Source organism: Kamptonema animale CS-326 (assembly GCF_028330895.1).
In the GTDB taxonomy this organism is placed as follows: Bacteria; Cyanobacteriota; Cyanobacteriia; order Cyanobacteriales; family Microcoleaceae; genus Kamptonema; species Kamptonema formosum.
Window position 1 is genome coordinate 1 of the sequence record NZ_JAQMUA010000323.1, and the last position, 8633, is coordinate 8633.

Sequence of the window (8633 nt, forward strand, 5' to 3'; positions counted from 1 at the left end):
GGCTAAAGCCCAACTACATACCTTTGATTAAAGCGGGATACTTCCAATCCTTATATTCCTCTCAAATTGCTCTGGAGAAATTGGCTGTTATTTTATTTTGCAGATAAGCATCAAATACAGCAGCAATATTGCGAATCAGTAATCGTCCAGCAGGTGTCACCTGAATATGATTGTGAGAAACATGAAGCAGTCCATCAGCTTGCAATTTTTCAAGTTCCGAACGCTCACCCAAAAAATATTCATCAAACCCTTGATCGAAACGCAGATGATATTTCTCTTCTAAATCATCTTTTGAGAGTTCAAATTGACACATTAATTCCATAATCACAGTGCGACGAACGATATCATCTTGATTGAGGCTAACTCCTCGTTCAATTGGTAGAGTTTCTTGGTCAATTGCGAGATAAAAATCTTTGAGTTTTTTGTGATTTTGGACATACACATCGTTAAGCATACTAATTGATGTGACCCCAAATCCAATTAGATCGGATTCTGGTTTAGTAGTATAGCCTTGGAAGTTGCGATGCAGTTGTCCTTCTCGTTGAGCTACTGATAGTTCATCATTCGGTTTGGCAAAATGATCCATGCCAATAAATTGATACCCATTCTGAGTTAATTCCTCAATTGTCATTTGTAGAATATCAAGTTTTTCGGCAGCTTGGGGTAGTGCTTCTTCGGGAAGGCGACGTTGTACGGGTTTTAACCAAGGTACATAGGCAAAATTGAAGACGGCAATTCGATCTGGATCGAGTTTAATGGTTTTCTTAATGGTATCACGAAATGTGTCCAGATTTTGATGGGGCAAACCATAAATTAGATCGACATTAACGCTTTCAAATCCGGCTTCCTTAATCCAACCCATAGCGTCAAACAAGAGAGCTTCTGGCTGAATCCGATTTACGGCTTCCTGTACCTGTGGATTGAAATCTTGAATGCCAAAACTAATCCGATTAAATCCTAGTTCGCGTAAAAATAGAACGTAGTTGCGATCGAGAGTACGCGGGTTTACTTCAATGGAAATTTCTGCTTGTGGATCGAATTGAAAATGTTGATTAATTGCTGTCCACAGGGTTTCAACTTGACTGAGAGACAGATAATTAGGTGTCCCGCCGCCCCAGTGCATTTGTTGAACTGTGCGATCGCGACTAATCAACTCTGCCATCTGGCTAATATCGCGAAGCAAATAATTTAGGTAAGGTTCGGAAATTTCTTTGCGTTGAGTAATGACAGTATTACAACCGCAGAAATAACAGGCAGTTTCACAAAAAGGAATATGACAGTAGAGCGATAGGGGCGTTTTTTTATAGTTACTAACGGCGACTGCTGCTCTAAAATCAATCTGGTCAAACTCTGGTTTTAATTCTGTTGCTGGTGGATAACTGGTGTAGCGGGGTACTGGTTGGTCGTATTTGCGGAGTAATGCGGGATCGAATTGAACTGTGGGTAATGTATGGAGCATGGATTAATTTTTCCTTTTTGTTGATGGATTACTTTTGTAGTGAATGATGGAAGAATTTTGAGAAATAAATTAGGAGGAGGGCGGGTTTTCTGGTTCTCTAATTTTTAATTAAGATATTGGCGAACCCGCCCCTACATTAATTTGTTTGACACTCATCGATCGCAAAGTTAGCCGTTTACATTGCCTAAATGCTATATTCAGCGGTTACGAGTTCTTTAGGCGCTCCGTGATGTGGGCGTTCTGTTGCACCGGGAATATCTTGGCGTGTGAGTAAATCAAAGACATGATCTCCGATGGCGGCTTTTACATCGTCTTCTAATTCATGGACGACATCGCGATTTAGCTGAAAGGCATAATTAGCTTCAGCTACAATGCGTTCAATGGTTGCTTCATCAATAGGTAAAGAATCAAGTGCTTGACGGTATTTTTCTTTGAATTCCCGTTTAGCTTCTACAGTAGGAATTTGCTCAAAATCATGGAGTCCTGTACCTCTATCTTCGGGTAATTTCAATGCTGAGCGAATGATTTTTTTCAAGCTTTGACCACCGGAAAGATCGCCCATGTAGCGGGTGTAAGCATGGGCAATTAGGAGTACGGGATCGGTGTTAGCAATTTCGTGGAGGCGATCTACGTAAATTTTACCAGCGGGTAAAGGTACAATCTGTTCGCGCCAGTTGTCACCGTAATAAAATGCTAAATCTTTCTCTAAATTGGCTGTACGGTTGAGTTCTGGAAAATAAATTTTTCCGACAATTTCGTGATTTTGATAGCGTTGCAGTTCTCCTTCTAATGTGCTGTAGACCAAATACAAATTTGCTAATAACTTACGGAATGGTTCCCGCTCAACAATTCCTTTGAGAAAGCATTTCATGTAAGCGGTGTTTTCGGCGGCGGTGTGGGAGTGTTTGGTTCCTTCGCGCAGGCGTTGGGCTAAATCTTGACTCATTTTAAATACCTCGTTTTTTCAGAATCGTTGTGCTCGGTGATGACTGCTGAGGCTAGAAGTTGGGGAACCCGAAGGGGTTAATTTCGCGATCGCTTGGGCAAATCAGCAGACTAATTAAAATATATATAACTATCCAGCGATGAATGTCAAGTTGTTTGTAAAACTTAACCTTATGTTTGCGAAGTGTAATTTTTTGTGGCGGCATCGTAAAAACCCTAGACAAATGGCAGAAAGTAATATAGCTTGATGGCTATTGAGCATACAAACGATGTTAAAGCATTATGGTGAATTCTCTGGCTAAGCCCGCTCTGGAAACTGCGGCATCCAAGAAAGCAATCAAGGAAACAATTCTTACGCCTCGGTTTTACACAACAGATTTTGACAAGACTGCACAACTGGATCTATCTGCCCAGGAGACTGAGTTACAGGCGATGCTGACAGAAATGCGGGCCGACTACAACCGCCATCATTTCGTGCGGGATGAGGAATTTAACCGCTTGTGTAAAGAGACTAATCTTACGGGAGAGGCGCGGCAGGCATTTGTGGATTATTTAGAAAGATCCTGCGTTTCGGAGTTTTCGGGGTTTCTGTTATTTAAGGAATTGTCGCGCAAATTGAAGGATCGCAGTCCTTTGTTATCGGAAATGTTTAGTTTGATGGCGCGGGATGAAGCTCGCCATGCTGGATTTTTGAACAAGGCGATGGGCGATTTTGGCTGTACGATGGATTTGGGCTATTTGACTAAGCACCGAGTTTATACATTTTTCCCGATCGAATGGGTGCTTTACACGGTTTATTTGTCAGAAAAGATTGGCTACTGGCGCTACATCATTATTTATCGCCATCTGGAAAAACACCCTGAGAATCAGTTTTATCCCCTATTCCGCTACTTTGAGAGTTGGTGCCAGGATGAAAATCGACATGGGGATATTTTTAAGGCTTTGTTGCGATCGCAACCTTCCCTTTGGCAAACTTGGCAATCTCGTTTATGGAGTCGCTTTTTCTTGCTTTCAGTGTTTGCAACTCATACGCTGACAGTACATGAAAGAACGGGATTTTATGATTCATTAGGGATTGATGCAACAGAGTTTGATGCTCAGGTAATTCGCAAAACTAATGAAACTTCTGCCCGTGCTTTTCCCTCTATTTTAAATACGGATCATCCAGAGTTTTTCGAGCGGCTGCATAAGTGTTCGGATCTGAATTTGAAGATGTCAGAAATCAATCAAAGTTCTCAGCCAAAGTGGTTAAAAGTGCTGCGTAAGTTGCCATTGCAAATGGCTATTGTTGGGCATCTTTTACGGCTGTATTTGATTAAGCCGATCGATGCGGAGGCCACGCGGGGAATGGTGCGTTAATTGCCTCTACATGAAACTTGCTCTCGATCGCAGAAAGTAGCCAGGGACTTAAGCTGATGAGGCGGGGTTTTCAACCCCCGCCTCATTGGAGATTGGATCTTAAAGTTAATAACAATGGAGAAAAGGTAACATCCTCTACCGAGAATAAACCGTTCCATCAGGCATAATCGCTCCTTCTAAATCCGTATTCGTGAGAATAGTTCTAGTCATATCAGCACCGCGTAAATTAGCTTTGCGTAGAATAGCACCGCTCAAATCAGCATAACTAAGATCGGCTCCTTGTAAACTAGCTTCACTCAAATTAGTGGCTAAAAAACGTTGCTGTATCGTCTCATTTAGATGAGCGCGACAAAGCTTTGCACCATCCAAATTTGCTTGATATAAAAGAGCTCCACTTAAGTTAGAATATGACAAGTCTGCATTAGTCAAAATTGCCTGACCTAGATCGGTAATCTGGTCAGAAGTCGAACGCAAATCTGCTTCAAATAGAATCGCACGCAATAATTTTGCACGCACTAAGTTTGCACCGCTTAAACAAGCTTTCATCAAATTTGCTTCTTCCAAATTGGCATCTGTGAGCTTTGCACCGCTGAGATCCGCTTCTCGTAGGACGGCTCGATACAGATTAGCCTCAGTCAAATCTGTTCCCCACAAAATTGATTCGCTTAAATCTGTTCCTTGAAAACTAGCTTGAGTAAAATTGGTTTTACCAAGTCGGGATTGGCGCAAGTCGGCGCGATCGAACTCTATACCTTGTAGCTCGGCATTCAACAAGTCAATTTCTTGTAATTTTACCTGATGAAAACTTCGTTCTCCTGTAGAATATTGCTTTAAAACATCATCAACGTTCATATTTATTACCTTTAGCTTGCGATCTGAATAGTAAAATGCGATCGCACTTTCAAGTCTGCACCGAAAAGTCCTCTGCATCGACTCCCCAATTCACCCACTTAATCGCCTTTCGCGCTGATTTTAAATTAGGTGGCACTCGCAAAAAGTGAATATGTCCAGTGCTTGGGCAAGTCATTTTTAACATATTAATCGGCTCAAGGTCAATATTTTTATCAATTCTTAATAAAGAGTATTCGCGCCATGTATCTAATTCAACTGCTTCTAATTCTTGACAGATTCGACTGTAACCTATTCCCTGAATTAGCACTCGCCTAAGTTCGGCATTTTCTTCTTCTAAAAGCCATTGAGATTGCCATTGGTGAGGGTGTAGTTTTCCGTATTTCTCAGGTAAGGTGACTCCGTGATAAGAGTAGAGGCTGTATCCGTCTGCAAATTGGATGGCGGGTGTACCTTCAGCGTGGAGGCGGTGTTGGTTGTCGAAACAGAGGATGCGAGGGCGATCGCAGATAATGCAAGTTTTTTCCAGCATTATAATTAAGCCACACTCCTTAACCAGCCCTTGATATATTTTCCATTTTTTTTGATCGAGATTGCAGTTTAAGACGGAAACTCCAAAGTCATATTCAACGGCCCAACTAGCATCGCTGTCTGACCAAATGCAGGTATCCCAAAATTCTTGATTGTGCCGTTGATTTTCTAGTTGATTTTCCAGTTTATTTCGTAGTTTAATCTGTTGTTCGTAAAATCCTTGTTCTACCAAACACTTTTCTCCCAGAGTACGCCTAGCTTGCCTACTTAATTGTTTATATAGTTGTCTTATTAGTTGTACAGACAGTTCAAATCGTAGTTTGATTATCGATTGTATTACTGGTTGACTGGGAATATTTTTAAAACCTAGATAAGGGCTATCATAAAAAATAATCTCAGGATTTTTTAGGTTCATCAAAGCATAAGCTGATTTCACTACTTCAGTTGCTTTTTCACGGTTTATTGGCACGGTAGAACGCGCGAATTGCCGCCACTTTTCCAGATATACTGGAATTAATGCCTCTTGTTCAGGAGTCAATTTGTCAATTTTAGTTTCTGACATGGAGAGATACCCTATTTAGTGACAATTTACCATGCGATCGGATTTAAACCGTGGTGCGATTCCGGCGCAACGGAATCACAAATCTGCTTACACTTCCGGTGCAATTCCAGCAGCTCGTAACTGCGATCGCAATTGCTCTAGCGGTCTTTTTTTGTTCGGTGCAGGTGCGTTAGAGGAAATAAGAACAAGCGGTAAACTTTAGCGTGGTACAGGTAGATAAGTGGGTTGGGGTTGGGGTTGAGGCAAACCGGGAACACGGATATATCTCCAATTACCAGTAAACAATAGGTACATAACACCCGCAAGCACGACACCACTAACCACAGCAGCAGTAATCTTCCAAACACTGTAGGGACGCTGGCCTTGAACTTCAGCGGTGCGTGCATTAACCATTACTTGATATCGTTGGTTTTGATAACGATAGGCACACAGCCAAACAGGTAGCAAAATATGCTTAAAAGTGATAGCATTGTAATCAGTAGAAATGCTGTGAACCCGCTGCTCGTCGCCACCAATATTCCTGCAAACATCGAAGTGAATAGTACCGGCCATGACATTTTTAGCACATTCAAATCCTTGAGTGAGAGAAACTTGCGATCGCTGCGCTTCAAACCCAGCTAAATAAGAGGAATTGTAAGCGCGCAGCGACTCCTTGAGATGCCAAGGTTCTAACGCATCCAGACGCGGGCGATCGACTGAAGTTGTAGCGGGAATCAGAATATCGTCAAAAAAGCGCTCGACTCTGCCAGAAACAGGCCACCACCTGGTATGTTGCACTTCGCGAGTTTTAGTTTCTGTTTCGCCCTGCGAGTTTGTTTCTGTATAAGTCTCAGTCACGTAGTAGTGTTCTCCGCGATCGCCCCTATAGTAACTAACCGTATAAGTGTCGTAAGTCCAAAACGGCAAGTAAACCCCTTGAATTTTCTCCTGTTGCGCTAGGGATTTCAAAGCAGAAGGAGCAAACCAGCGGTTGCTTAGCCACTTCTGAATGCTTTCTCTGGCCTGTTTAGCAGTAACTTCAAAAGGGACAATTCCCTCTGGATGCACGCTAGGGCTAGCTTTTTCAGGTTGTGTCACAATTGGAGAAGCGCAAAATGGGCATTGGCCCGCTACTTTTGGCGGTTCAAAAGTAACACTTGCTCCGCAATCATTGCATTTTACTTCAAGGGCTGTTGTTGATAAAGTTGTCAGCGTTGTTTCGTCGAATTGTAGATATTGTTCGTAAGAATTTTCCTTTACCTCTTCAGCAGTTTGGGGAATTGCATCTTCCCAGCCGCAGTAAGCACACTTGAGTTTTCCTGCTTGGGGGTTGAACTCTAAATAAGCCCCGCAGCTAGGACAGGGAAAACGCTTAACAGCAGGTTCCGAAGTATTCATAATAGTTTATTGGTGATGTAATTGGTAATTGGTAATTTGGAAAGCAGATCAATTACTAATTACCAATTAACTAAATATGCAAAATTTTAAGCTGCCGCTGGCGGGGGAGGCGGCGGTACTGTCGCCAACAAAGATGCTAATTCCGGCACTTGCGATGCTAACTTCCAGCCGTCAAAACTTGCACACCACACCATTACCTGATGTGTCAAACCATTTTGCAGAAGTTGATGCAATTCAAAAGGGCCTAATCGTTGACCGTTCTGGGCAATATACCACTGAGTTTGTGTGGGTAGTGGAGGTGGTGGCGGTGTTTGGGATGCTGGCGGCTGCATCATATTTGTCATTTGCTGACCTAGTGCCATTCCCATGCCCAATTCTAATGCTTGATTGCCGCCGCTAGGGTTATTTGCTGATGCTTCTATAGCGTTAGCAGCTTGATATTGGGTATAGTGCTGCATATTTCCCAGAAGTCCTATTGAGGCTCGTTTGTCGAGTGCTGCTTCAACTTCAGGCGGCATCGAGATATTTTCAATTAATAGCTGAGTTAATTCTAACCCAAACTGCTGGATACTTGGCTCTATGGCAACTCGTACCTGTTCGCCCATCTGTGTGTAGTTGGCTGCAAAGTCCAGCAGGGGAACGCGGGAACTGCCAACCCAATTGGCAAAGGCACTGACTATTGTATTGCGGAGTTGATCGCTGATTTCATCTACTTGAAATAGTCCGTCAGTGCTGATTAGTTGTTTTAAGAGTTGTTCGGGATGAGAAACTTTAATGTTGTAGGTTCCAAAAGCCCGCATTCGCACGGGGCCGAGTTCTGGATCGCGGATAATTACAGGGTTAGAAGTTCCCCATCTCAGGTTGGTAAATATTTTCGTGTTAAAAAAGTAGACTTCGGCTTTAAAGGGAGAGTTGAAACCGTAGGGCCAACCTTTTAAGGTACTCAGAACGGGTAAGTTGCGGGTGTACAGTTCGTGCATTCCCGGATCGAAGACATCGGCAACTTTTCCTTCGCTGACAAAGACTGCTATTTGTCCTGGTCGTACCGTTAGTTTAGCACCTTGTTTAATTTCGTTCTGGTGGCGCTCGAATCGATAAGCGATGGTGTCGTTGGTATTGTCTAACCATTCGACAATATCGATAAATTCACCGCGAATCTTGTCAAAGAGTCCCATAGATTTATTTTTAGTTGTTGTTTGATTTTAGCTTCAACAGGAGCGCTCGGAATTCCCGATCGAGATTGTAAAGTTTTTAGTGCGATCGCGCCCATTGCCACCGATCGCAATTGCTCTAACTTTAATTGCGATTGTTATGCTCTTTGGCGTTCAACCTCTGCCCTTTGGTGTTCAACCTCTTTATTACCTTTAGCTTGCGATCTGAATAGTAAAATGCGATCGCACTTTTAAGTCTGCACCGAAAAGTCCTCTGCATCGACTCCCCAATTGACCCACTTAATCGCCTTTCGCGCTGATTTTAAATTAGGTGGCACTCGCAAAGTGTGAATATGTCCAGTGCTTGGGCAAGTCATTTTTAACATATTAATCGGCTCAA

9 protein-coding genes and 1 pseudogene are annotated in these 8633 nt (G+C 42.7%); 3 read left to right on the forward strand and 7 right to left on the reverse strand.

The genetic code is table 11. The annotated features are described in order from the left end of the window. Positions 1–61: 61 nt before the first annotated feature. The gene (gene hemN, locus PN499_RS18775) at positions 62–1459 is read right to left on the reverse strand and encodes an oxygen-independent coproporphyrinogen III oxidase (RefSeq protein ID WP_272033621.1); all 1398 of its coding nucleotides are present in this window, start codon (positions 1457–1459) and stop codon (positions 62–64) included. A 184-nt stretch (positions 1460–1643) separates the two neighbouring features. Further along, positions 1644–2405 carry a biliverdin-producing heme oxygenase gene (locus PN499_RS18780; protein WP_272033622.1) on the reverse strand — a complete coding sequence of 254 codons (762 nt, stop codon included), beginning with the start codon at positions 2403–2405 and terminating at the stop codon, positions 1644–1646. Between the two features lie 281 nt (positions 2406–2686). Here PN499_RS18780 and acsF point away from each other — a divergent pair, with 281 nt between their 5' ends. Next, entirely contained in the window at positions 2687–3763 is a 1077-nt protein-coding gene (acsF, locus tag PN499_RS18785) for a magnesium-protoporphyrin IX monomethyl ester (oxidative) cyclase (RefSeq protein WP_272033623.1), read from the forward strand. Positions 3764–3898: 135 nt separating this feature from the next. Here the strand turns inward: acsF and hetL are convergent, their stop codons facing one another. Further along, positions 3899–4615 carry a heterocyst differentiation pentapeptide repeat protein HetL gene (gene hetL / locus PN499_RS18790; RefSeq protein WP_272033624.1) on the reverse strand — a complete coding sequence of 239 codons (717 nt, stop codon included), beginning with the start codon at positions 4613–4615 and terminating at the stop codon, positions 3899–3901. 49 nt (positions 4616–4664) lie between these two features. Further along, positions 4665–5705, reverse strand: coding sequence for a DUF6745 domain-containing protein (locus PN499_RS18795; protein WP_272033625.1), 1041 nt, complete (start codon positions 5703–5705; stop codon positions 4665–4667). 31 nt (positions 5706–5736) lie between these two features. Between PN499_RS18795 and PN499_RS18800 the strand changes: the two genes are divergently transcribed. After that, positions 5737–5907: a hypothetical protein gene (locus PN499_RS18800; protein WP_272033626.1), complete on the forward strand. Its 171-nt coding sequence runs from the start codon at positions 5737–5739 to the stop codon at positions 5905–5907. Here the strand turns inward: PN499_RS18800 and PN499_RS18805 are convergent. Both PN499_RS18805 and PN499_RS18810 read right to left on the reverse strand, forming a co-directional pair. Then, entirely contained in the window at positions 5904–7082 is a 1179-nt protein-coding gene (locus tag PN499_RS18805) for a TFIIB-type zinc ribbon-containing protein (protein WP_272033627.1), read from the reverse strand. The two genes, PN499_RS18800 and PN499_RS18805, sit on opposite strands and share 4 nt — an antisense overlap. An 86-nt stretch (positions 7083–7168) precedes the next feature. After that, positions 7169–8257: an SPFH domain-containing protein gene (locus PN499_RS18810; protein ID WP_272033628.1), complete on the reverse strand. Its 1089-nt coding sequence runs from the start codon at positions 8255–8257 to the stop codon at positions 7169–7171. 21 nt (positions 8258–8278) lie between these two features. On the opposite strand from PN499_RS18810, the gene PN499_RS18815 reads away from it, so the two are divergent. Further along, positions 8279–8488 carry a hypothetical protein gene (locus PN499_RS18815; RefSeq protein ID WP_272033630.1) on the forward strand — a complete coding sequence of 70 codons (210 nt, stop codon included), beginning with the start codon at positions 8279–8281 and terminating at the stop codon, positions 8486–8488. Here the strand turns inward: PN499_RS18815 and PN499_RS29775 are convergent. Continuing rightward, positions 8485–8633, reverse strand: a pseudogene (locus tag PN499_RS29775) (DUF6745 domain-containing protein); the annotation flags it as partial. The gene PN499_RS18815 and the pseudogene PN499_RS29775 overlap by 4 nt on opposite strands.

Excerpts from the sequence above, each read along its gene's own strand:
- acsF (WP_272033623.1), top strand. The coding sequence starts at position 2,687 with ATGGTGAATTCTCTGGCTAAGCCCGCTCTGGAAACTGCGGCATCCAAG.
- PN499_RS18810 (WP_272033628.1), bottom strand. The coding sequence starts at position 8,257 with ATGGGACTCTTTGACAAGATTCGCGGTGAATTTATCGATATTGTCGAA.
- PN499_RS18795 (WP_272033625.1), bottom strand. The coding sequence starts at position 5,705 with ATGTCAGAAACTAAAATTGACAAATTGACTCCTGAACAAGAGGCATTA.
- PN499_RS18780 (WP_272033622.1), bottom strand. The coding sequence starts at position 2,405 with ATGAGTCAAGATTTAGCCCAACGCCTGCGCGAAGGAACCAAACACTCC.
- hemN (WP_272033621.1), bottom strand. The coding sequence starts at position 1,459 with ATGCTCCATACATTACCCACAGTTCAATTCGATCCCGCATTACTCCGC.
- PN499_RS18805 (WP_272033627.1), bottom strand. The coding sequence starts at position 7,082 with ATGAATACTTCGGAACCTGCTGTTAAGCGTTTTCCCTGTCCTAGCTGC.
- hetL (WP_272033624.1), bottom strand. The coding sequence starts at position 4,615 with ATGAACGTTGATGATGTTTTAAAGCAATATTCTACAGGAGAACGAAGT.
- PN499_RS18800 (WP_272033626.1), top strand. The coding sequence starts at position 5,737 with ATGCGATCGGATTTAAACCGTGGTGCGATTCCGGCGCAACGGAATCAC.